Origin of the sequence: Enterococcus sp. ARL09-542 (genome assembly GCF_005234805.1) — a bacterium.
Taxonomy (GTDB): Bacteria; Bacillota; Bacilli; order Lactobacillales; family Enterococcaceae; genus Enterococcus_D; species Enterococcus_D gallinarum.
This window is the reverse complement of sequence record NZ_QPQX01000007.1, coordinates 20,429-45,343: the sequence shown is the minus strand read 5'-3', so window position 1 is coordinate 45,343 and position 24,915 is coordinate 20,429. Positions and strand designations below refer to the sequence as shown.

General features: G+C 41.2%; 19 protein-coding genes. 6 read left to right on the top strand and 13 right to left on the bottom strand.

The annotated features are described in order from the left end of the window. Positions 1-34 precede the first annotated feature (34 nt). Entirely contained in the window at positions 35-871 is an 837-nt protein-coding gene (locus DVW06_RS09220; RefSeq protein ID WP_003127042.1) for an AraC family transcriptional regulator, read from the top strand. A 124-nt stretch (positions 872-995) separates the two neighbouring features. Here the strand turns inward: DVW06_RS09220 and mgtE are convergent, their stop codons facing one another. The 4 genes from mgtE to DVW06_RS09200 are packed head-to-tail and all read right to left on the bottom strand — an operon-like array spanning position 996 to position 4,736. Beyond that, entirely contained in the window at positions 996-2,360 is a 1,365-nt protein-coding gene (gene mgtE, locus DVW06_RS09215; RefSeq protein WP_003127041.1) for a magnesium transporter, read from the bottom strand. Positions 2,361-2,374: 14 nt separating this feature from the next. After that, positions 2,375-3,274, bottom strand: a complete 900-nt coding sequence (locus tag DVW06_RS09210) for an RluA family pseudouridine synthase (protein ID WP_137264577.1) — start codon at positions 3,272-3,274, stop codon at positions 2,375-2,377. Between the two features lie 5 nt (positions 3,275-3,279). Beyond that, on the bottom strand, positions 3,280-4,077 hold the full coding sequence (locus tag DVW06_RS09205; RefSeq protein WP_029486937.1) for an NAD kinase: 798 nt from the start codon (positions 4,075-4,077) through the stop codon (positions 3,280-3,282). Between the two features lie 5 nt (positions 4,078-4,082). Next, positions 4,083-4,736, bottom strand: coding sequence for a GTP pyrophosphokinase (locus DVW06_RS09200; protein ID WP_021151082.1), 654 nt, complete (start codon positions 4,734-4,736; stop codon positions 4,083-4,085). 195 nt (positions 4,737-4,931) lie between these two features. Here DVW06_RS09200 and DVW06_RS09195 point away from each other — a divergent pair, with 195 nt between their 5' ends. Then, positions 4,932-5,525: a CYTH domain-containing protein gene (locus tag DVW06_RS09195; RefSeq protein WP_003127037.1), complete on the top strand. Its 594-nt coding sequence runs from the start codon at positions 4,932-4,934 to the stop codon at positions 5,523-5,525. An 88-nt stretch (positions 5,526-5,613) separates the two neighbouring features. Further along, complete coding sequence (locus DVW06_RS09190; protein WP_003127036.1) at positions 5,614-6,270, top strand: DsbA family protein; 657 nt, start codon at positions 5,614-5,616, stop codon at positions 6,268-6,270. A 104-nt stretch (positions 6,271-6,374) separates the two neighbouring features. Here the strand turns inward: DVW06_RS09190 and DVW06_RS09185 are convergent, their stop codons facing one another. From DVW06_RS09185 to DVW06_RS09160, 6 genes are all read right to left on the bottom strand, one after another. Next, complete coding sequence (locus DVW06_RS09185; protein ID WP_005472348.1) at positions 6,375-6,560, bottom strand: hypothetical protein; 186 nt, start codon at positions 6,558-6,560, stop codon at positions 6,375-6,377. 248 nt (positions 6,561-6,808) lie between these two features. Further along, complete coding sequence (pepF, locus tag DVW06_RS09180; protein WP_137264576.1) at positions 6,809-8,626, bottom strand: oligoendopeptidase F; 1,818 nt, start codon at positions 8,624-8,626, stop codon at positions 6,809-6,811. A 66-nt stretch (positions 8,627-8,692) separates the two neighbouring features. Beyond that, complete coding sequence (locus DVW06_RS09175) at positions 8,693-9,688, bottom strand: competence protein CoiA (RefSeq protein WP_086269251.1); 996 nt, start codon at positions 9,686-9,688, stop codon at positions 8,693-8,695. Positions 9,689-9,770: 82 nt separating this feature from the next. Next, complete coding sequence (locus DVW06_RS09170) at positions 9,771-10,421, bottom strand: adaptor protein MecA (protein ID WP_003127031.1); 651 nt, start codon at positions 10,419-10,421, stop codon at positions 9,771-9,773. Positions 10,422-10,575: 154 nt separating this feature from the next. Continuing rightward, positions 10,576-10,974: a transcriptional regulator SpxA gene (spxA, locus tag DVW06_RS09165; RefSeq protein ID WP_003127030.1), complete on the bottom strand. Its 399-nt coding sequence runs from the start codon at positions 10,972-10,974 to the stop codon at positions 10,576-10,578. 677 nt (positions 10,975-11,651) lie between these two features. Continuing rightward, positions 11,652-13,367, bottom strand: a complete 1,716-nt coding sequence (locus DVW06_RS09160; protein ID WP_005472341.1) for an ABC transporter ATP-binding protein — start codon at positions 13,365-13,367, stop codon at positions 11,652-11,654. A 247-nt stretch (positions 13,368-13,614) separates the two neighbouring features. On the opposite strand from DVW06_RS09160, the gene DVW06_RS09155 reads away from it, so the two are divergent. After that, positions 13,615-14,346 carry an HAD family hydrolase gene (locus DVW06_RS09155; RefSeq protein WP_117474593.1) on the top strand — a complete coding sequence of 244 codons (732 nt, stop codon included), beginning with the start codon at positions 13,615-13,617 and terminating at the stop codon, positions 14,344-14,346. Positions 14,347-14,429: 83 nt separating this feature from the next. On the opposite strand, the gene DVW06_RS09150 is transcribed toward DVW06_RS09155, so the two are convergent. Genes DVW06_RS09150 through DVW06_RS09140 form a run of 3 tightly spaced genes read right to left on the bottom strand, consistent with a single transcriptional unit; the run spans position 14,430 to position 21,914 of the window. Continuing rightward, positions 14,430-17,594 (bottom strand): DEAD/DEAH box helicase, encoded by a 3,165-nt coding sequence (locus DVW06_RS09150; protein WP_005472337.1) that lies wholly within the window; start codon positions 17,592-17,594, stop codon positions 14,430-14,432. Positions 17,595-17,616: 22 nt separating this feature from the next. After that, positions 17,617-20,796, bottom strand: a complete 3,180-nt coding sequence (locus DVW06_RS09145; protein ID WP_034704681.1) for an AAA family ATPase — start codon at positions 20,794-20,796, stop codon at positions 17,617-17,619. Beyond that, entirely contained in the window at positions 20,778-21,914 is a 1,137-nt protein-coding gene (locus DVW06_RS09140) for an exonuclease SbcCD subunit D (RefSeq protein ID WP_003127024.1), read from the bottom strand. The genes DVW06_RS09145 and DVW06_RS09140 overlap by 19 nt, the downstream gene beginning before the upstream one ends. 287 nt (positions 21,915-22,201) lie before the next feature. Here DVW06_RS09140 and anmK point away from each other — a divergent pair, with 287 nt between their 5' ends. Next, on the top strand, positions 22,202-23,377 hold the full coding sequence (anmK, locus tag DVW06_RS09135; RefSeq protein ID WP_003127023.1) for an anhydro-N-acetylmuramic acid kinase AnmK: 1,176 nt from the start codon (positions 22,202-22,204) through the stop codon (positions 23,375-23,377). Between the two features lie 45 nt (positions 23,378-23,422). After that, a complete protein-coding gene (locus DVW06_RS09130; protein ID WP_003127022.1) occupies positions 23,423-24,718 on the top strand; it encodes a PTS sugar transporter subunit IIC in 1,296 nt (431 codons plus the stop codon). Positions 24,719-24,915 lie beyond the last annotated feature (197 nt).

Here is a 24,915-nt window from a genome sequence, read left to right as displayed (position 1 = left end):
TACCAGGTTCTGACACCATTGGAGTGATAAATGAATGAATCTAGTAAATCCCAGAACCTTTAATCCCGAAATTATCTACTTGTTTGATCCTTGGACACAGTCTGAAAGTCATGGAGAAATGCATCACCATGATTTCTTGGAAATCAGTATCGTTTTGGAAGGAGAAAGCAATTATTATTTTGAAGAGGCGCCAGCTACTAAAATCAAGGCAGGCAGTATCATGTTGTTTAACCCTGGTGTCAATCATTGTGAGTTTCAGGAGTCAGGGACTTGTTCCCACCAACTGCATATTGGCTTAAAGAATATTTCTTTAGAAGGATTCAAACGCAACTTTTTCCCCAACAAGCAACCGTTACTGGATTTAGGAAAATACCACCACCAAGTTTTAGATAAAGCGTGGCAGCTCGTTCGGGAGAGTAATGAGGAGCAAGATGAATTCCAATTAATGCAAAAAGCATTGATCATCGAGATGCTGGTCTATATATTAAGAGGCTTAAACGACAAACGTCTGAATGTGGTTCCCTATCTCACGAAAAGCCAACGCCGCCACCAACAAATCGTTAACTACACCATCTACTTTTTAGAGAACCACTATAAAGAAGAAATCACTTTAGAAAAGCTCGCACAAGATCAGTTTCTCAGTCCAACCTATCTTTCAAAAGTTTTTAAAGAGGCTACTGGAGTCAGCCCAATCAATTATTTAATCGAGATCCGGCTAAAACGTGCGAGAGATATGCTGACAAACGAGAAACTCACGATCAAAGAAGTCGCTTCTGCTGTTGGTTATCAAGACGCGTATCACTTTAGCAAGTCTTTTAAAAAACTTTTTGGCGTTTCTCCTTCGTCAGTTATTCCCAAGTTGCAAAAATAAATTTACCATCATGGTCCCATCATCGATACGAATAAGACAAAAAAGCGAGGCGTCTCTTATAGAAAAGAGGCGCCTCGCTTTTGATGAATGGATCTACTTTGATTGAAAGGAATACCTAGTTTTTTCAACGAATAAAATAGTTCATAAATAAGCTAGCAATGTTGAAATAAATCAAGACACTAGTCAAATCACTAAGTGTCGTAATGAATGGACCACTGGCAACGGCTGGATCAAAGCCTAATTTATCCATTAACATTGGAATCAGACTTCCTGCGAGATTCGCTACCGTAATGGCACACATCATCGCCATTCCAATAACAAAACCTAAGATCGGGTTTTGTTTCCAGACAGCCACGATCGCAAAAATCGTTAAACCGGTGACAGCACCAGTCACTAACCCTGTGAGGACTTCACCGATCACCGTTCGCATAAAGCTTTTTTCTTTATCATCTGAGATGGCCAAACGGCGGACCGCAACCGCTAAAGATTGCGTACCGGCATTTCCTGCTGTACCAGTGATCAATGAAATAAAAACGGCTAAAATACTTGCTTCACTTACAAGCTCTTCATAATGACTGATCAAGCTTGCTGTTGCCATCCCCAAGAAAAGCAATGTGATCAGCCATGGCAAGCGTCGTGAAGAGGCTTTGAGGGGATTTTCACTGACTTCTTCCACGTTGACCCCGGCTAATCCGGAATAGTCACTGGCAGCTTCATCATCGATTACGTCAATGATGTCATCGACAGTTACGATCCCTAATAAATGGTCATCGTAATCTGTAACTGGCAAAGCTAGAAAGTCATAATCCCGAAATGTCTGAGCTACATCTTCCTGATCATCCCCCACATGCACGGACATGACCCGTTCATTCAAAATATCTGCAATCATCGTATCCTCATCATTGATGATCAAATCCCGCAAAGAGATTACTCCGACCAGTTTGTTGTCCGTATCGACGACATAAATATAGTAAATCGTTTCGGCGACATCTGCTGCATTTTTTAGGACATACATTGCGGATCGTACCGTTTGATTGGCCACGATCGAAACAAACTCTGTCGTCATCAATGAACCAGCTGTCTCATCTTCATAATGCAGGAGCTCTTTGATTTCACTAGCATCTTCTGCCGGCATCAAACTCAAATATTTTGCTACTTGCTTCTTATCTAACGTATTCAGAAGATCGACGGCATTGTCGGTATACATCTCTGCTAGCATGTCAGCCGCATAGCCGGGACGCATTTCCGAAAGATACTCTGTCATATGTTCATCATCTTCTTCGATCACGTCAAACATATCCGCCAACTCTTTGGGTGAAAGGTACGTATAAACGATTTGGCGCTGCGACTCATCGAGAGATTGGTAGAATTGTCCCTGCTCATAAATATGCAGATCCAAAAACACTTCACGAAATTTTTGGATATCTGTTTCATTCAACGCCTGAGTCAGCTGCTCAAAGCGCTCATTAAGTTCTTGATTTTCATCCAATCTCTTCACCTCTTTTATTCACTCATTGCTTGTTTGATTGATGCCATATCTGCCGGCAAGTCTGCTTTAAAATGCAGCGATTTGCCGCTGAAAGGATGGGTAAAAGCCAATTCGCAACAATGAAGGGCCTGACGATCAATGCCAAGATCCATCGCACCGCCATAAAGTTCATCTCCCAGTAATGGACAATGGATGGCAGCAAAATGAACGCGAATCTGATGGGTACGACCGGTATGAAGAAGAATCGTAACCACAGCAACTTGCTGATCCTTTTTCGTCAACCAATATTCCGTACGTGCGGATTTCCCTTCCAAACTTGTTTTTCGTTTTAATAATGAACTGAGATCTCGTGCAATCGGATAAGTGATTTCTCCGTGAGAAGCCAATTCTTGAATCTGTCCCGCAACGATTGCTTGATATTTTTTTATCAATTGCTTTTGCCGCAGCTGAACATCTAACTTCGCATGGGCAAAGCCATGCTTGGCAAACAACATCAATCCAGATGTATCCCGATCTAAGCGAGTGACCACATGAATGACCTGATCTTGATAACCTTGCTGTTTATAATAAGCTTTGACACGATTAGCCATCGTCCCATTAGGATGATATTGAGCCGGGATCGAGGCAATGCCTGCTGGTTTGTTTACAATCAAAAGATGCTGGTCTTCATAAACGATCTCGATTGGCGTCTCATCTAATAAGACCGTTTCATGTTCACCTTCGTCTGGGATCACAATGGTTACCGTATCATTTTGCACCAAAGAATACAAGACATTTTGTCTTTGGTCATTAACAAAAATCTTGCCTCCTTGAAACTTGATTTTTGCCAACAATCTTTTAGAAATCCCTTGCTCTTTCAAAAAGTATTTTAACTGTTGCGGCTCTTGCCGCTCATAATGATAAGTAAATTCCATAACTGTTAAATTTCTCCAATAAACGCATCTTTGACACGGTTCCAAAAGTGCATATGCCGATAGGAGGCAAAGTGGATCCGTTCGTCTGCAATACGATAATAAATCGCATCGATTTCTTCCTGTTCAATCGTAAATTGATCAATGGTCACTAGATAGTCCGTACTAGCTTGTAGTTTGACTTTGACCCACTCATGATCTCCGACAATGATCGGTGACCCTAACGTTCGGAAAACACGATTGTTTAAAGAAGCGATTTCTGCTAGTTGAAAAGCATTGATACTTGGATGCAATACTGCCCCTCCCACGCTTTTGTTGTAAGCTGTTGAGCCTGTAGGTGTCGAAATCGATAAGCCATCTCCACGAAATTTCTCAAAAAGATCTTCTTTGATTGAAATATCAGCTACCATTGTCCGATTTCCCCGCTTGATCGTTGATTCATTCAATGCAAGAAAATGTTTGTCTGATTTCCCATTGGTATAAGTGATGCGGACATCAAGCAAAGGATAGCTCACACTCTTTTGACGATCATTGCACAACGTATCGACCAATTCTTCCAATTCATAGTCTCGCCAGTCGGTATAAAACCCAAGATGTCCTGTATGGACCCCCAAAAAACGAACCTCTGCTAAGCGATGACTGAACAAGTGAAACGCAGACAACAGTGTCCCGTCTCCGCCCACTGAAATAACCAATTCTGGGTTCTCTTGGTCAATCGTATTGTCAGACTGGGCCAACAATTCTGTTAATCGCTTTGTGACAAGCATCGACTTTTCTTCTTGATTGTTGATAATTGCTACTTTGATCCCTGTCATGCTTCATCCCCCTGCCGCTGTTCCTTATGATTGCCTTTCCCATGTGAAAACAGCCGTTGCGCTTCTTGGATTTCTTCGCGAATATTCGACATCTCCTCATCTAATTGGTAGGCAGCTTCTGCAGACCGACGCAGGCGCTCGCTGATTTCATCTGGAAATTCTCCTTGATATTTATAATTCAGTGAATGCTCGATCGTTGCCCAGAAGTTCATCGCTAATGTACGAATCTGGATCTCTGCTAAAATGATCTTTTCACCATCGATCAATTGGACAGGATACTCGATCACTAAATGATAGGAACGATAACCGCTCGCTTTTTTATTTGTAATATAATCTCTTTCAATAATTACCTTCATATCATGTCGGGTGCGCAAAAGATCAACTACTTGATGGATGTCTTCAACAAACTGACACATGATCCTCAAGCCGGCAATATCTGACATTTCTTCTTCTAAACGATCCAAAGGGATTCCCCGCAATTTGCTTTTAGTTAAAATACTATCGACTGGTTTTACACGACCCGTGACAAATTCGATCGGCACGTGTTTATTTTGTTCTCGATATTGTTTGCGGATTCCCCGCAACTTTACTTTTAGTTCTGAGACGGCTTGTTCATATGGTGCCAAAAAATCTTCCCAATCTCGAATCATTTCTATCCCTCGATTCTTTTCATAACATACGGTTCTATTTTACCACAATCTTAAAGGAAAACAGAATGTTCAATCGGTGCCACCTGCAAGAAAAATAACAGAGCTCTTTTTTGCTTCAACTCTTCCAAGGGTTTTCATTTGACATATTGCCCATCGTTATGTAAACTTGATGGACTGTAAGGAAAGAGGAAAACAATGACACATCAAGTAGAAATCGAATTTAAAACATTGTTGACTCGTGAAGAATATCAGAGAGTCTTTGCCTTCTATCAGCTTGATCGCTCCGCCTTTCATACCCAAACAAATCTTTATTTTGATACATTGGATCATCAATTAAAACAAAAAAAGTTTGGTTTGCGGATTCGGACGACGGAAGATAAAGCAGAATTAACGCTTAAATCACCTCTTAAAGAAGGGTTATTGGAAACGACCGATATCCTTTCGTTAGATGAAGCAGCTGATTTGCGTGAGAATCAAAGAATCTTATTTACCGGTGCGGTTGCCGATCGCTTGATCCAAGAGCAAATTGATCCGGCAGCTGTGAAACCTTTTGCTGAGTTGACGACTCGTCGAGCAGAATTCAGCGTAACAGAAGGTTTACTTGCTTTAGATGAAAGCTGGTATGGCCAATCCCATGACTATGAGCTCGAACTGGAAGTCTCAGAGGCTTCTTCAGGAAAACGAGCATTTTTGTCTTTGCTTGATCGCCTGCATATCAGTTATCGTCCAGCAAAAAATAAAATTATTCGTGCCTTAGAAGAGAAGTTGTCAAAAAAAGAGTATGAATAGTTCTCATTAGGCATTTCTCATTTATAATAATTTCTGTTATATTTAATATATACAAAAGAAAAAGAATCTTAATTGGGGAGAGATTCAGATGATCGAGATTTATTTGTTTGTGAATCCGATAGGTCCAATTTGTTATCAATCCGAGTTGACCTTGTTGGACGCACTGAGTGATCAAAGAAAAAAAATACAATTGCATATATTACCAATCATGAATTTACACACTGTGGGGATTTCAATGGATTACCTTTCAATGGATCGATCCGATCTAGGATTGCGTAATCAACAAACCAGTCAAATCTATCAGGCTTCATTGGACTACAAAGCAGCTCAGCTTCAAGGTCGAAAAATCGCCCGCGACTTTTTACTTAAACTTCAATGTCAAGTAGGCGTAAATAAAGAACCTTATTCCTTCGAATTAGTCAAACAGATTTTCGCTGAAACAAACGGCGATCTTGACATGTTTTTAGAAGATCGCAAGTCTGATTTGATCAAGCAGAATTTCGCATCCGACCAAAGTGTTGCTCGCGAAATGGGCATTACGATGTCTCCTTCGGCTGTAGTGTATAATTTCGGTTGTGAACGAGATTATGGTGTCTTATTAGAAGGAATGGAAGCTCTTAGAAATATTCCACACCTTTGCCGAACAGATCAGGAAAACTATCGTTTATTCTATCAAAAGAAAGATATCAGGGATGCTGATGTTCCTCGTATCGACTCGTTGAATCGACGACTTGTCTTGCTTTAAACAATCAATAAAACATCCAAACGCTGATCGAGTCACCCTCGTTTTGGTGGTCTCCTATTAATAAGAGACCGTCAAAGGGTGGATCCACTGTTTGGATGTTTTTTCTATTCAGTCCTATCAGAATTTTTCTTTGAAGGATCTTTTTTATCTGTAGGGTCTTGATCCGGCAATTCGGTCTGCTCTAATTCGGTCTGCTTCTCTTTGTGGGCAGATACAGCTTCTTTCGTGACAACTTCCCGTTTTTTCTTGCTATTATCCAAGCGACGGGCAAAAATTTCTTCCTTGTCCATTCCAAAGGCCCCCTTTCCTCTTTCATTTCTATCGTAACATGGAAATACTTTTGCTTCTTGCAATTTGCTTACTCATAAAAAAGATTTTCTCACTTTAAAGTTTAAATTGAGGTTTCTGTTGACAAGCAAATCCTTCCTATACTTACTTTTTTTCTAGGCGTCACCGTCAAAATAAGGCAATCAACCTGTTGCTTAAAAAAGCCACTGACGATCGATCAACGATCCTTCAGTGGCTAAGACAGTCTTGCTTATGCTTCTAATTCCTTGACTAATGCTTCCAATTCATCCAACCGTTGTTCAAAGACTTTCATCGCGTCTTTGATATAATCTGCTTTAGTCATATCAACTCCAGCTTTTTTCATCACTTCAATTGGATAATCGCTGTTGCCTGCTTTTAGATAGGTCAAATATTTCGTTAAGGCATCAGGCTCTCCTGTTAAAATTTTCTTAGCTAGTGCAGAAGCTGCCGAAAAGCCTGTTGCGTATTGATAGACATAGTAATTGTAGTAAAAATGCGGGATACGTGACCACTCTAGACTGATCTCAGGATCTTTTTCTACAGAAGGACCGTAGTATTTAGCATTCAGCTCACCATAGCTGTCACTCAAAAATTCACTAGTCAATGGCGTTCCTTTGGCATCTTCTACGTGCATAAAGTGTTCAAACTCAGCAAATTGTGTCTGACGGAAAATCGTTCCTTTAAATCCATCCAGAAAATGATTCAAGACATAGGCTTTTACGCGAGGATCAGTTTCAGTTTGCAACATGTATTCTGTCAAGATGTTCTCGTTAGTTGTTGAAGCAATTTCCGCCAAGAAAATAGAATAATCGCCATAAACATAAGGTTGATTGTTGCGAGTAAAATAACTGTGAACACTGTGACCCATCTCATGCACCAATGTGAACAATTGATCCAAACGATCATTCCAGTTCATCAAAATATAGGGTAATGTGTCGTACGCGCCAGATGAATAGGCGCCACTGCGTTTGCCTTTATTTTCGACAACATCGATCCAGCGATTTTCAAACGCTTCGTTTACCACGGCTAAATATTCTTCACCTAGAGGTTTTAAAGCATCTTTGGCTTTTGCGACAGCTTCTTCATAGCTATAGCGAATCGGAGCTTCCCCTAGAATTGGTGTATAGACATCATACATATGCAAAGTATCAACAGCCAATAAGCGTTTTCTTAACTCCATGTAACGATGCAGCAGCGGCAAATGTTCATTCACGACAGCTACCAAGGTGTCATAGACACTTTCCGGGATGTGGTTGGCACTTAATGCAGCTTGTCGAGCAGACTCATAGTGGCGTGCTTTAGCTTTAAAGTTATGGGCTTTGATATTGGTACTTAATGTTTGGGCAAATGTATTACGGAACTGCTCATAGACACCATACAACCCTTTAAAGGCAGCTTCCCGTACGGAACGGTCGGTATTTTCCATCAATTGACCATAAACACCATGAGATAATTGAACTTTCTCTCCATTCTCGTCTTCAACGATCGGAAATTCTAAATCGGCATTGTTTAATACTGAAAAAATATTTCCAGAAGCGCCGAATATTTCTCCTGCACCTGCTAGTAAAGCTTCTTGTTCAGCCGGCAAAACATGGGGACGGTTATTGACAGTTTTTTCAATAAGATGGCGGTAAATGGCCAATTCCGGCTCTTGGTCGAAATAACCCCAAATAGTTGCATCATCCATTGAAAGCAATTCAGGATCAAACCAGGCAATCGCTTCACTTACTTGAGCAACAAGGTTGCTGGCTTTTGCATAAAGCCCTTGATAGGTTGTGTTGGCTGTATCTTGATCATTTTTCAGATGACTGTATACATAGAGTTTTTCCAGTTTACGGGAGATCGCTAACACATATTCTAATGCTTCCTTGAAAGCTGCTGGTCCTTGTGATAATGTCCCTTTGAAATCGTCAGCCTGCTTCAACTCAGCCACGATCTCTTGGAACGCTTCTTCAAATGCCCCATCATCGGCATAGATCTTTGTAAGGTCCCATGTTAATGCTTCCGGTAGATCCGCACGATCTGGTAATTGTTTTGTTTTTGACATATTCTTCACTCCTTTACATACTAAAATAATCTTAACATACTTTTGGCGGGAACCAAGCTAAGAGAATCAAAAAGGTTGAATTTTCTGGAAATCAGAACATTCTTGATAAATACGTTTCAATAGTTGCCCTTGATCAATCATAGGAAACAACCAGTTCCAATTCATTTTGCGCAACTGATTCAGCCAGTGAGAAAAATTCCGGTTTGCGTTTTGATGAAATAAAAAGCGCAGGACTAAAATTCGATGTTCCAACAAAAAACCATAATCACTGGGTTGATAGCACCAATGCGGCAGATTGCCGATATGTCCTCCGAGAGGGTAAAGGAGTGCTTGAAGACTGAGGATCTGTTTTTGCTGTTGCATCAGCTTGTGTAATAACCAGACTCGGTAAGCTTCCGGCTGCCACCTTTGATGGTATGTTCGACAGGACTTTCTAGAATAATTGTTTAGCGATGGGCAGCAGCCGATAGGTTCTCCTTTTCGAAAATAACGTCTACGAAAAGAAACACCCCACTTATAATGCCAATTGATCTCGTATATGAGACCAACGCGTTGCTCTTGCGTATCTATGATCCACAAATAAAACCCCGGTTGCTCCGCAAAACGGCAACAGGCCTTTTGCAAAACGGTCCATCGATGGTGGAGTTGCGGTTGTAGATGTTTGCCTAGAAGCCACCAAGGAGAATAGTTATAGGCAAGATACTTCTCTGTTCGTTGGACAAAGCGGCTCCAAGACAAAGCCGAACACTGTACTTCAATCGCTGTTTTGCCCACAAGAAGATCCGGTCGCTGCTGCAAATCCGGCAAGTAAGCTTCTATTTCGATCGTTTCATCTGTTAGCCATTCGTAGAGGAGCTCCTTTGCTGACAAATGTTCCTCCGTCTCTCCTTCACTAAACACTTCGCAGTTAGCCGCAGCATAATGAGCGAAATGATGGCGTTTCAGGAGGCCTTTCCTTAAGTGCACCGGTCCATGACATCCTGGACAATAAAATGGTTCTGAATCTTTCTTCGCCTGATCAGCTTTGATCCGCTGCTGCTGGTTGTCATACGCAATAATCATCTTCTCACCTCAAAAAGAAATACGCAAAAAAGCGAGAAAATGATTGTAGCCATTTTCTCGCTTTTACGATTATAAGTGAACATTAGACATTTTTGAAGTAGTAACGGGTCAATTCCAATGCGTCATGCTCCATAATGATTTTTCCATACTCTGCCAAAACCTCTGAAGTGACTTGTGTCCGGTTAGCAAATTCCATTAAATAAGCCAGTGCATTCTCAACTTCGATGTCTGTCGTATCGTTATCCATAAATTGGACTTCTAGATAGTAACGGTCATTCATCTGATAAAGATTCGTGGTCACTGAATCCAAATACACTTCGGACGCTAATTGAACCATTGCTTCAAAGCTGTTCAATTCAAAAATAAAACGATTGCCTAACTCCGGCTGGGACTCTGTCTCTTGTAATTGTGACGCGACATGCTTCTTCAACATATCCGTAATGTCCTCAGTTGAACCATCGCTCATATCATCAAAGTTTTCCATTCCTTCAGGCGGTAGATTTTTGCTGATAAACAATTCTAAGCCATCCCCTTTAGGTAAGACTTGGAAGGTCACCGCTTCACTGCCTTTAAATTCTTCATCAATATCTACTTCTTCTAATATGCTATAAAAAAAGTTTTCAATCTCATTGTGATTTCCAAGAAGGTCAAGAAAAGTGATGCCCCTAGCAGCTAAATCTTCGCTCTTGATCAGTACACGGATCGTATTTTCATTGATATGTTCCATTTCCATATTAGCTACACCTCACTTTTGCTAATCACTATAGGTTCATTTTAACGAAACCTGTTGAAAAGTAAAGAGAAAACGCATATCCTCTTAAGAAAATCCTAAAATGGCAAAAAAAGAGATCAGCTTTTCATTCACTGATCTCATAACTATTTGATTTTTATAAGCCTGCCATCAATTGTGCTTGACGTAGTTCTAGTTGACGAACATCTCTTGGCAAGAAACGACGGATTTCATCTTCATTAAAACCAACTTGGAGTCGTTTTTCATCAATCATGATCGGACGACGCAATAATCCTGGGTTCTCTTGTACAAGTGTCAATAAATCTTTTAGCGGCAGGTCATCAAGATCCATGTTCAATTTTTGAAAAACTTTGGATCTTGTAGAGATAATTTCTTCTGTACCATCTTCTGTCATTTGTAAGATTGCTTTTAATTCAGAAATATTTAAAGGTTCTGAGAAAATATTTCTTTCAACAAAAGGAATCTCATGCTCTTGCAACCACGCACGAGCTTTGCGACAAGATGTGCAACTTGGGGAAGTATATAGTGTCAACAACGTGCATCTCTCCTTTTTTAAATTCCATTCACAAGTTCTGTTGTCTTGCTTGATTTTAATTATACAGAACTATTTAAAAAAAATCTAGTGTAAATTTTGTATTTTTTAATAAAACTCTCAAGTTATATTAAAAGAGAAACCTCTCAAACAAAAGCTTTCACAAACTTTACATCAATTTAAATGAGAAAAATCAAATTTTTTTTTAATTTTATTTCTTTTGTATAACAGTGTGTCAAAATTGTATCATGAACCATAGATTTATTTAAATCACTCTAGTGATTTAATTCTATCGTTTTTTAATTTTGATAAAATATTCGATAATATCTGACTCCTCTATACAAGTTTCTTTCTATAATACTAGTACTCTTTCATTGGTCTTTACCAATCTTTTTTTACACCTAAAACTCGTTAAAAACTTACAAACAGAGAAAAGAACTTGTTATTAAAAGATTTCAAAGAAACGAAAATCTGTATTATCACGTATTCTATTCCAAGTCATTAGTTGCTCATTATGAGTGAAAAATCATTTCATCGGCAACGAATATGACAAATGTTACAAACAAAGAAAGCGTTTGATAAGTAAATCCTAACAAATCTCTTTGAAGAAATCAGCGATATCCACTGAATATGTTTATTTGCATATAAACGAAAAAAGCGATCGAAGTCGCTTTTTTCGTCTAATTTTTGAACTGAGCATCATATAATGCTTTGTAATGTCCCCCTGTTGCTAACAGTTGCTCGTGGGTTCCTTCTTCCAAGATCCCTTTATCGCTGACAACAATGATCCTTGTCGCATGTTTGATGGTAGCCAAACGATGGGCAATAATCAATGTGGTCCGTCCATCAGCTAATGAGTTCAATGATTCTTGAATCACTTGTTCTGTTTCTGTATCCAACGCAGAGGTCGCTTCATCTAAGATCAAGATTGGCGGATTTTTTAGAAACATTCGGGCAATCGCTACCCGTTGCTTTTGACCACCAGAAAGTTTGACCCCGCGTTCTCCAATGACTGTTTCCAATCCTTCAGGCATTTGGTCGATTACTTGTTCTAAATGAGCGAGTTTCACGGCTTGAGCAATTTCTTCTTCTGACGCATCCAATTTCCCATAAGCAATGTTTTCTCGAATCGTTCCCGGGAACAAGAAAACATCTTGCTGAACAGTTCCGATCTGGCCCCGTAGTGAGGCAAGCGTCATGTCTTGGATATTGATTCCGTCAATCGTGATCTGACCCTCAGTTACTTCATAAAACCGCGGCAGTAAATTGCAAAGCGTTGTTTTTCCAGAACCGCTTTGTCCCACAAAAGCGACAGTCTCGCCGGATTGAATCGTTAGATCAATATGGTTCAATACCTTCGTCGCATCTGCATAAGCAAAGGAAACATCTTGATAAACGATATCGCCTTTTAGTGCGTGTACATCGATGGCATTTGGCTTATCTTGAATCGCCGGTCTCTTGTCCAGCTCTTCTGTCAGGCGTTTGAAGCCAGCAAATCCTTTCGGATAGCTTTCAATCATGGTATTGACCTTTTCGATTGGCCGAACAAAGACATTGGATAACAAGATAAATCCAACAAACTGTCCATTCGTCAATTCCCCTTTGATCACGTAATAGGCCCCAAAAATCAAGGCAAACAAATTGATCAGTCGAATCAGAAAGTAATTATAGGCAGAACTGATTGCCATCACTTTATAAAAGACGATTTTTGAACGACGATAAAGGCCGCTCAGACCGTCAAATCGTTGATGTTCAAACGTCTCATTGGCAAAAGACTGAGTCACGCGAATGCCGCTGACTGCTGCTTCTACCCCAGCATTGAATTCACCTAGATTGTCATAGATCTCTGTATTGACTTTCGTCATTTTCTTATTGAAGAAAACCAGTGCAATCGTAATCAATGGAATCAGTGCAAAAGTAGCAAGTGCAAGTTGAACATGCATATTGAGCATCAGCAAGAATGAACCGATCAATGTCATGATCGTAATAAAGACGTCCTCGGGACCGTGGTGAGCAACTTCTGATATTTCAAACAAGTCAGTCGTTAGCCGACTGATCAAACGTCCAGTTTTTTGATTGTCATAATATTCAAAAGACTGTGTCTGTAAGTGTCGGAATAATTCTTGACGCATATCTGTCTCGATATTGACACCCAATTTATGGCCATAAAAGACCACGATATATTGCAAGATCGTATTGACCAGATAAAATAAAAATAGCCCCAAACAAGCGAGCAAAATCAGCCGAAAATTGTTCTGCGGCATAATCTTGTCGATCACTTGATTCACGGCAACTGGAAAAACCAATTCAAGCAGCCCTGCAAAGACAGCACAAGTAAAATCTAAGACAAACAATGACCGGTATGGCCGATAATAGCTAAAAAACCTTTTTAACACACTTCCTCCTCCTTTTCATTAATCTACATTATAAGCAAGTCTTTCTGGAAAAGCAAAATGAGAAATCGATTGAAAAGGGTAAAATTCACTCAAATTTGAAAAAGCGATGAGACCAAGGATTTCTAAAATTAGTAAATAAAACCTTTATTTATCAAGCTTTAAGCCCTTTTTTTCTCTCAAGATATCCGCTATTATATGTTCGAAAACAAAATGAAAATTTTCACTACAATTGAAAGGCGTGTCTCTTTTGCTTAATGCGGTAATCTTTGATGTCGATGATACTTTATACGATCAACAACAACCATTTCGAAATGCGGTTACAACCATCATACCTGAAGTAGCAACAACAGATCTCCATCCTCTTTATATTCGTTTTCGCGTACATAGCGATAACCATTTTGGAAAAGTCATCTCAAAAGAATGGACATTAGAAGAATTTCGTACCTTTAGACTATGTCAATCGCTGATTGATTTAGGCTACTCTCCTTTATCAAATGATGCTAGCCGATTGTTTCAAGCGACTTACGAGACAGAGCTAGACAACATCCAACTTCATCCAGCCGTAGAAGAAACTCTCAATACCTTGGCTTCATTACCTATCAAGCTTGGAATCATTACCAATGGCCCAACAGATCACCAACAAAAGAAAATCGATCAATTGGAATTGACTCGCTGGATCCATCCAGAATACATGCTGATTTCTCAAGCAACAGGGTACCAAAAACCGGATATTGAACTTTTTCAGCTTGCTGAAGAACGATTTGATTTAGATCCCTCACGGACATTATACGTGGGAGATAACTTTGACAATGATGTCTTTGGCTGTAAACAAGCGGGATGGCAAGCCCTTTGGCTGAATCATCGCCGACGCCAAGCTCCCGAAATCAAAAATTGTCACCCTGACTGTACGTTAACTGCTTTTGAAGAGCTGACAGAAGGTATCTTATCCTTTACAGATGCAGTTGTGATGGCTCGCTAAAAACTAAGAGACAGCTATAGATGCAAATCTTCGCATCCTAGCTGTCTCTTGCTTTCGTATCAAGGGTTTTGTATTCGCTGAATCTATTCTTCACCAATGCTTAAAATCAAGCGAATATCTTCTTCCGTCATTTGGTTCAGCTGGGCTTCATTCCCTTGGATGACTTTTTGGAATAGTTCCCGCTTTTCTTGTTGCAAAGCATCCATTCGTTCTTCAATGGTTCCTTCAGCGATCATTCGCCAAACTTCCACAACCTTTTTCTGACCGATTCGATGTGCCCGGCCAGCGGCTTGTTCTTCCACTGCAGGATTCCACCATAAGTCATATAGAATGACCGTATCCGCCCCTGTCAGATTCAATCCAGTTCCGCCGGCTTTTAATGAGATCAAAAAGACATCTTTTTCTCCATTATTGAAAGCATCGACCATACTCAAACGTTCTTGAGGAGGAGTGCTTCCTCGTAAATAGAAGGTTTCAATTCCTTCTTGAGCAAGTTCTTCTTCAATGATCGAAAGCATGCTTGTAAACTGTGAGAATAAGAGCACACGGCGGCCGTTTTCTTTTGCTGCTTGAATCAGGTCCTTGACCTGTTCTAGCTTGCCTGATGTGCCTTCGTAATCTTCCACAAACAATCGCGGATCGCAGCAGATTTGACGCAAACGAGTAAGGCCAGCCAAGATGCTGATACGATTTTTGCGAAATGCTGCTGTATCCATTTGTGCGATTTCTTCCCGCATTTGGCGCAAATACGCAAGGTAGATTTTTTTCTGCTCTTCTGTCAGTACACTATAATAATTCGTTTCTAACTTCTCTGGCAGATCTTGAAGAACGGATTTTTTATCGCGTCGCAATATGAATGGCTTGATCATTTTTGCGATCTCTTGTGTCGTCAATTCTTTGTAGCGTTGTTTATTTGGGAAAAATCCCGGCATGATCATCTCAAATAAGGACCACAACTCTTCAAGATTATTCTCGATGGGTGTCCCACTCAATGCAAATCGATGGGGAACATTTAAAGAACGCAACGCTTGTGCTGTTTTGGTTCCGCTGTTTTTGACCATTTGCGCCTCATCCAAGATCAAATACGCTAAACCTAATTCTTGGTACTGGTCGATGTCCTGCCGTAAGCTGGCATAAGATGTGATGCGGACATCTGCCGGCAGCTGTAATTGGCTGCCGCGTTCCTCCCGAGAACCACTGATCACCACCGACCGGATCGTTGGTGCAAAGCGTTTGATTTCTTGCTGCCAATTATACGTCAAACTCGCAGGTGCAACGATCAGAGCATTCAACTGTTGCTTCTCTTGCTTTTCGGACAACAAGTAGCTGATTGTTTGAACTGTCTTCCCTAATCCCATTTCGTCTGCAAGTATGCCGCCAAATTGATACTGACTCAGCATCTTCAGCCAACGAAATCCGACCTCCTGATAGTGTCTTAATTGCGCTTGGAGCTGATGAGGCAATGGTGCAGAAAATTTTTCTGGATGAATCAAATCTGTCGTCATTTGTTTGAATCCTTGACTAAAAGTTGCTTGGTCAGCTAGTTCTTCTTGCAAATACAATCCTTGGTTCAACGGAACTTGTAACGTACCTGACTGAGATACAAAGGCTGTCCGTAATTTTTTCAGCGCGGCGCTTGCTTCTTGAAAGGCTTCTGTTTCCAGTGAAAGAACTTGCCCATTTTCTGTCGTGTAAAAACGATCAGCCTGCAACAAACTCCGCAAGACAGCATCGATCTCCGATTCAGCGATCCCGCTGACATCAAAGTGAATATCCAGCCAGGAACCATTTTCTTCAATTTCGATCGTTGGACGGTGCTGCTGTGCATCTAAGTAAAGTTCCCGCAATTTTTTGCCGATACGTACTTCTCCTAGTTGGCGCAGTAAAGGAATTTCACGAGTGAAAAAGGCAAACAATTCTTCCCCTTCCGGTAGCGCTTTGAACCAATTTTTGGTACTTTTTTGATACTTCATTCTTTCAACTACTTGTTCGATCCGCTTTTCCTGAGGGTAATCCCTTAAAATCTCTGGATGGGCCTCAGGAATCACTTGATGCTTTTCGTCAGTCGAAAAAGTCACTTCGCCATAATTGAAATCAATTTGCAAATCGATCTGACCTTTGATTTTACGCAGTGAAAAAACAACGGCTAACGGACTCTCTTGGATCTCTGCTCCGACCTCTTTTGTGATCTCTACCGTGCCGATCTTGCGTAAATGAGGCAAAACTTGCATAAACAAGTTGGACAGTTCCGCTTTTGGATAAATGATCGTTGGTTCTTCAAAGCGTTTGAATAATTGCTGCATCGTCAAATAGACTTCTTTTTGGTCCATCGTCAATTCAACGATCGTATCACCTTGAAGGCCCCAATTGTAATAGCTCAGCAAGTGATCAAAATCCCTCGTCAAAGATAACGGAAATTGACCGTGTTCTTTTTGAACACGAAAATGCAGCGGCTTGCCTTCAGAAAAAGTCACTTGACGAAGTTTAGCGTTGCCAATCGTTAACTGCATATAAGCAGCGTTCATTTTCTCTAATAGTTCTTTCCCGTATTCAACTGGCAATAGCAAATACTTTTTGTCTAGTTTGCCTTTCACTTGGATGCCAGCTTGTCCAATCAGCTGCTGTGTCTGAGCAATGCCTAGTAAGCGGATCAGAATATCATTGTTGGTTTGGTCAAATGCTTCACTCGTTAAAAGAAACTCTGTTTGTTTGTTCGCCAGATAGCTTTTTTTTTCTTGATAGACTTGCAAAAATTTATAGATATTTTTGACGACATACGTCTTTGAAGTTCCCCGTTGACCGACTTTTAGTGAAATCCCTAGAACATCCATCTCCTGGTGGTAAGGGTTCGTGGTCAGATTTTCGACACGATATTCAATTTGCAAAGGAGTGATCGTCCGCTGTCCAGACTGCAATCGATTGAATCCCTGAGAAAACATCTCCGAAGCCGAAAATGCGGCTTTTGTTGGCTTTTTTTCTTCTGTGATTTGTCTTGTTTTGCCTTGCTTTCGTAAATAAAGTTCAACAGCTATAGTGTGTTTACAATAGTGATGTTCTTCCCAATAGGGGCATTGGCAATAATCGATCTCTTTAGCCGTCGCATCAAGATCGACTAAATATAGCTCACTTCCCAAGACTTCCGCATGCCATACCTTTCTCTCTGGATCTGGAATAACCGATAGGACGCGACCTTCATTTAGATAGGTCCGACCTCTTTCAATGACTTTTTCTGGAATACTCCATTTCATATGCTTCTGATTCCTCCTTTCTCTAAAGTTTTGTACGAATTTTGCTTTGTCCGCTGCCATCTGTTTGAACAACGACTTGCTGCAAGATTCGCTCTCTTAATTCTCTTACATGACTAATGATCCCAATCATCCGCCCTTCATTTTCAATCATTTCTAATGCTTCCATCGCCATTTCCAACGATTCTTCATCTAATGAGCCAAATCCTTCGTCAATAAACAACGCCTCGATCTCGATGCCTCCCGAACGATTTTGGATCACATCAGCTAATGAGATAGCCAATGCCAATGCGGCAATAAAACTTTCACCACCCGATAAGGTATGTGCTCGCCGAAGACTGCCAGCATTATCATCATAGATATCGATCTCCAACCCTGTCGAGCTTCGATAGCTCCCCACTTTGTCTGCCAACTCGAATTGATAACGTCCTCTTGTCAATCGAGCTAGGCGAACATTCGCCACTTCTAAGATCTCTGTTAAAAATCGTTGCAGAACATAGCGTTCCAAACTGGTCTTCTTTTCATTTTCTCCATTGATGACTTCTGATAGTTGCTGTAAATGGCTGATTTTTTCTAATTGCTTGGTGTTTTGTTGATAGATTATCTGCAATTCTTCAAGTAATCGCTGATTTTGCTTGATTTGTTCTTTTCCTCGGATTACTTGTTCTTGTAATTGTTCTACCGCTGTTTCAGACTGGTCTACTTGTTCTTGCAAGACTTCCAAGTCAGGCACAGCTTTGTTTTGCAAAAATTGTGCCAGTTCAAGCTGTCGCTGTTGAACAAAACGTTGTTGTTGTTCATAGGTTTTTATCGTACTGCGTAGCTCCTGGCGTTCCTCAAGATCATTGAGCAGACTGCGCATCTGTTGTTCGGTACATGCCGCAGGCAAGACTTCTTCCAAGCGTTCTTGGGCTAGCTGAGCAGCTTGTTGCTTGTCGGCTAGAAACTGTTGCAGATTTCGTTGCTGCTCTGTCAGGATCGTATACTGTTCCTTCAAACGTTGCTCTTCCAACTGATCCGCTTCAATCAGAGCTGCTAAACGAGACGATTGTGCTGCCAGTTGCTCCTGTTCCTCGTTCAACTGCTCCAGAGATACTCCCTCCGTTTGCTCTTTTAGTGAGGACAGTTTTCCTTCTTCCAAACGTAAAGCGTCACTAGCAGTCTTGAGACTTGCTTCAAGTGCTGTCAATTCTTCTGTAAGATGTTGGCTGTTTGTTTGGACCTCTGTCAATTTCTGTCTGTCTAGAGCAAATTGCTCTTTCAACTGCTGATTGATTTGTTGGCATTTGAAATAGGTAGTGGAAATTTCCTTTTCAGTCAATCCTTCTACCAGCAATGGGTCAGCTGGTTCCTTGCCAGCTCCTTCTTTCAGGACTGTTTGACCTAGCATATTTTCCATCAACGGCTGGAGGATTTCTCGCAGTGTCTGATACGTTGTCTGTTGTTTTTCCTTCAACGCGCTCATTTTTTGTTTAATTGTTTGAAACTGGTCATTGACTTGTTCTAGCAGCAGCAAGTTCGTCGAACGGTCTTCACCAACTTGTTGCAGCTGGTTCTCCAAAGATTCAAGTTGCTGCTCGCTATCAATGATTTCTTCATTACTATACTCTGTATGTTTTTGAGCAGCGGGGTGTTCAAAAGAGCCACAGACCGGACAAGGTTCCCCCTCCACCAATAAGAGACTCAAACGAGCAATCTGCATCTTGGCATTTCGACTTTTTTCTTGCACCAATTCTTCAGTTAACTCATCATATTTACTTACTAACTGCTGCTGCTTCTCTTGCAATTTTCGCTGCTGGTCTGTTAGTTGCTGTTGGGTATCAGTCAGCTGCTGCTCCTCTTTTTTCAACATCTGCCATTGGTACAACAGATTTTCTCCACGAACCAGTTGGACTTCCTGTACTTGGTAGATCGAATGCTTTTGGATTTCTTCTTTTAATCCTTGCTCCTGATTCATAGCAAGATTTTGCTGTTCTTTCAGATGCTGCGCTTGTTTTTCCTGTTGAGTCACCGTTTCCTGCAAAGAAGCGACCTGTTTTTCTTGTTGCTGAACTTGCTCGGCTAATGGTTTTAACTGTGCCAGTATTTGTAAACGTTGCTTAGCTGCTGTATGTTCGTCCTTTCGATCTACCTGAACTTCTCGGCTTTTGTCCCATATCTCTTGAGACTCTTGCCATTGTTCTAATGATTGCTGATTGAATGTAAGTTGTTGAATAGCCTGTGCTACTTCAGCTGTCCGCTCATCTTTTTGGCGTAAGATTTCTTGATGCTCACTCGCCCAGTCTAGCTGCTGCAGCCGCAGTTTATCGTCTAAAATTTGACTTTCTTTCGCAGCTAGATTCGCTGCCTGTTGGCTGAGTTCCTGTTGCTCGGCAAGTGCTTTATGGATTTCTTTTGCCAAATAAAAAGCTTCCTGTGCGGTCTTTTTCTCTTGCTCCGCTTGGAATTTTTTTGCTTCAATTGTTTGCTGATGACTTCGTTGTTTCTCAAGATCTGTCTGCCAGTACGCTAATGTCTCAACCAACGAAACCGGAGTTGCCGGTTCGGTCCACTCAAAGCGTGTGACCAAATGATCCGCTGCCGTTTGTTGTTTTTCAATTTGTTTGGTTTGCTTTTTGACCTGTTCTTTCAGCCATTCATTGAAGCGCTGATACATTTCCGTTCCAAAAATATTCCGCAAAACTTTTTCTTTCTCATTACTGCTGGCGATCAAAAAATTGCGAAATTCTCCTTGAGGCAGCAAAATGATTTGGAAGAATTGTTTGGCATCCAATTGCAGCAGATCTTTGATGAAGATATCTACTTCATTTTTTTTGCTGATTTGTTTGCGCTCTTTTCCTTGCTGATCATAGATCGTCAACCGTACCTTAGCTGCTTGATTCGTGACTCCATCGCCGCGTTTTTTGGCTAAGACTTGTTCGGGACGTCGTTCGATCTCATAGTGCAAATGTTGATGGTCAAAGGAAAAACGGACACTCGTCTCTTCTGTGGGGGAAGCGAATGTCGAACGCATTTCTTTACCGGACCGCAAATTTCCGGAAGTTTCTCCAAATAATGCAAATGTCATTCCATCAAAGATCGTCGTCTTGCCAGCCCCGGTTTTCCCGCTGACTAGAAACAAACCACCTTCTTGAAAGTCGCCAAAATCCAGTTCCTCATGAATGTAGGGACCAAAGTTTTTCATGATTAATTTTCTTGGCTGCATGACTTCTCTCGCTCCTTCTCTCCACCCGCTGTCAAACCTGTGAGCCATTTTTGCTGCTGCTCATTTAACGGTTCTCCAGTCATTTCTTTATAAAAATGGGCGATCACCCGTTGCGGATCCTCCTCATCGGCTAATGTCAAATTTTTCTTGCTGACGGTTCGCCCATTTTGCCGCTCCACAGATAAAATTCGAGGATAGACCCGCCGTAATTGATTCATCATATTAGGAATTACGGCTCGATCCGTTAACGTGAAGTGTAAGAAGGCCTCTCGATCCACTTGCCGATAAAAGGCAGGATCAAGCAATGTTTCAAAAGAAGCAGTGTATTGCTGAAGATCTCTTTTCGGCCGCAACGGATAAAAATGCTGCTGGTCCTTTTGAGTATCTACGATATAAACACCTTTCTCATTGGTTATTTCAGACAATGAAAATTTCAACGGAGACCCGCTATAACGGATTCGTTCATGATTTAGCGCAGTATTTGCATGCAGATGTCCTAAGGCGACATAGTCAAACCCTTCAAACGCCGTTGTCGGAACACTATCCAATCCGCCTACTTGAATTTTGGTTTCCGAATCCGTCTGGCTTGAACCAGCTACAAAAAAGTGAGTCACCAGGACTTGTTTTTTCGTAGAATCAAAATACTGCTTCATCTCTTGAAGGACCCGAGTCACCCCTTCTGCGATCGTTGTGATTTTTTCATCAAAAAACAAACGCGCTTCGATCGGTTCAAAATAAGGTAACAAGAAAAACTGGGTGTCAGAAAATTCAATCGGCTCAATACTTTCTTCAATGGAGGTCGTTAGGTAAAATTGCGTATTTTTGAACCATGGACTTCCAGTTTCAAGTCGTGTCGGACTATCGTGATTACCAGAAATCGCTAGTAAAGGAAACTTTTTTTCTAAATTGATTTTCGCTATTTTCTCATTTAAACATTTCACTGCGTCAACGGCTGGCACCGTGCGATCATAAAGATCCCCAGCAATGATAATTGCATCTACTGATTGTTCTTCCGCCAGATCAATTATCTGGTCAATAATGTAACTTTGATCTTCGAGAAGATCATAGCCGTGTAATTTTTTACCTATGTGCCAATCTGCTGTATGTAAAAAACGCATATACCCACCCTCTTAAAAATATCCTTCCCATCATTATACCACTTTACGATTATGAATTGAATGTATCAACGTGATCTTCTCGTTCCCAGACAATTGAGTCCTTCTTTTTCCAAACGGGTTCTCACACTGATTTGTCAAATTAATGAAATTAAATTTCCTTTTACAAAAAAATCATTGAAATGCAATTACACATACACTACAATAAAGACGAGGTTGAAACCGAATACATTTCCGCCCAAGTTCATCTAATTTGGTTTCGACAAACATAAAAGAAAGGAGGAGAAACAATGCTTGGAATTGGACTCATGTCTGGAACTAGTTTAGACGGTGTTGATGCCGCATTAGTAGAAATCGATAATCATTCACAGCCATCTATTCGTCTGTTGCATCTGACGACTACTGCTTTTTCCCCCGAGTTGCGCCAAAGAATAAAACAAGCCTGTGACCCGGAGGACTCTTCTGTTTCCTTGATCTGTCAGTTAAATGTTGAGCTAGGCTATGCCTTTCTCGCTGCTTGTCGTCAGGTCTGCCAAGAAACAGCAGTAACCGAAACTAGCATTGACTTTGTTGCTAGCCACGGACAAACTATTTGGCATGCACCCTCGGAAAACCCGCTTGTTTCCAGTACGTTTCAAATTGGAGAGCCGTCAATCATTGCCTACGGACTCGGAACAACTGTGGTTGCCGATTTCCGCGCGATGGATATGGCTGCTGGTGGACAAGGAGCACCGCTTGTACCTTATACTGATTATCTCTTGTATCGTTCCCCTGATAAAACCCGCTTATTGCAAAATATCGGTGGGATTGGAAATGTGACGGTCCTGCCGAAAAATGGCACATTAAGTGATCTTGTCGCCTTCGATACTGGTCCTGGAAATATGATCATCGATGAACTGATGCATCAATTATTCCAACTTCCTTACGATGCTGAAGGAAGGATTGCTCAACAGGGAACCATTATTCCTAAATTGCAAACACAATTAAGAAATCATTCCTATTTCGATCAAGCACCCCCTAAGAGCACTGGACGGGAACTATTTGGTCAAGCATTCAGTGATCAACTATTAGCAGATTTTTCTGCAGAAAAACCAGCAGACTTAATAGCAACAGTGACCGATTTTACTGCCTACTCGATTGCCGAGAGCTATCGGCGCTTCGTTTTCCCACTTGTTGAAAGCGGACCCATTGAAGTGATTTTAGCAGGCGGCGGCGCGCATAATTCAACACTAAAAAAAATGCTGGTCAACTACTTACCCGTTGAGATTACAGTGATTACCCAAAATGATTTAGGTTGGTCCAATGATGCGAAAGAAGCTATGGCATTTGCCCTTTTAGGATACGAGACCTTACAGGGACATAAAAATAATGCTCCTGCCGCGACTGGTGCCAAACAATCCGTGATTCTGGGAAAGATCATCCCAAATCCATTTGGTCCCATAGGAGAGCGGAATCACCCAACATAACTTTATTAATTCAACCATATGAACGTTTTCACAGGAGGTTAAAAAATGTTAGATAAATTTACACAGTTCATTGAACGTCACCTGGCTGGACCAATGGAAAAACTGGGGAGTCAACGGCATTTACGGGCGGTCCGCGATGGGATCGTCTCTACTTTGCCACTGATTATCGTCAGCTCATTTTTTATGATTTTAGCTTTTCCTCCCCTGCCACAAGACTGGGGAATCTATCAATTTCTTTCGAGCCATGCGACCACGATCTTGCTTCCTTACCGCATGACGATGTACATTATGAGTTTATATGCCGCATTCGGGATCGGCTTTAGCTTAGCCCGTTCCTATAAACTCGATGGTCTCTCTGGTGGTATCTTAGCCACCACAGCTTTTTTATTGACTTTCACGCCAATAAATATTCCCCCCGAAGCTTTGGAGGCTGCTGGTACAGCCGGATTTGTTTTACCAATGGCAAACTTGGGCAGTGCCGGGATGTTCGTAGCGATCATTACATCGATTTTAGCTGTCGAGATTTATCGTTTGACGGATAAATCTAAATTTAAAATCACGATGCCGGAACAAGTCCCTCCTGCTGTTGCTCGATCTTTTGAAGCTTTAACGCCAACATTGATCATTATTTTAGGTATGGGGGCAATCACCTATTACATTGGCTTTGACTGGCATACCATCGTAGCAAAAGTTGTTGATCCTCTAGTTAGCGCAGCCGATAGCTTGCCAAGTGTCTTATTGATCACTTTCTTAACGACATTCTTTTGGTCCTTTGGGATCCATGGTGCTTCGATCGTTGGTTCACTGGCACGGCCGTTATGGCTGCAATTATTGGAAGGCAACACCACTGCGTTAGCTTCTGGCGATGTGATTCCCAACATTGCTGCTGAGCCATTCTACCAATGGTTCATTTGGATCGGCGGCGCAGGGTCAACCATCGGTCTGGCGATCTTGCTTGCTTTTCGTACAAAATCCGAATTCGGATCAAAACTAGGAAAAACCGCATTGATCCCTGCTATTTTCAATATCAATGAGCCGCTGATTTTTGGGACGCCTATCGTCTTGAATCCAATTTTGATTCCGCCATTTATCATTGCACCATTAGTCAATGGTGTAATTGCCTGGGTAGCCACCTCGGCTGGTTTAGTCAACAAAGTGACCGTCAATGCCCCTTGGACATTGCCAGGACCAATTGGTGCCTTTCTTGCAACAGGCGGTGACTGGAGAGCAATCGTCTTAAACATTCTTTTGATTGTACTTTCCATCCTCATTTATTATCCATTTGTAAAAATCTATGACAAAAATGAATTGGAAAAGGAAAATCAACCAGTCACTGAATAACTCTTGATGAGCTAAAAAAGGAGCCTCTGTCTAACAGAGACTCCTTTTTAAAATTTTTTTGAGCATACCAATAAGGAGCTGCTTTTCCTAGGTAAGAAGCACGAAGCAAGCCTACTTTAGAAATTAGAAATAAGACTATGTTTTAACGCAGTGTTACTATTCTAACAATCATTAAGGGAAATTATTATCCTTCCCTT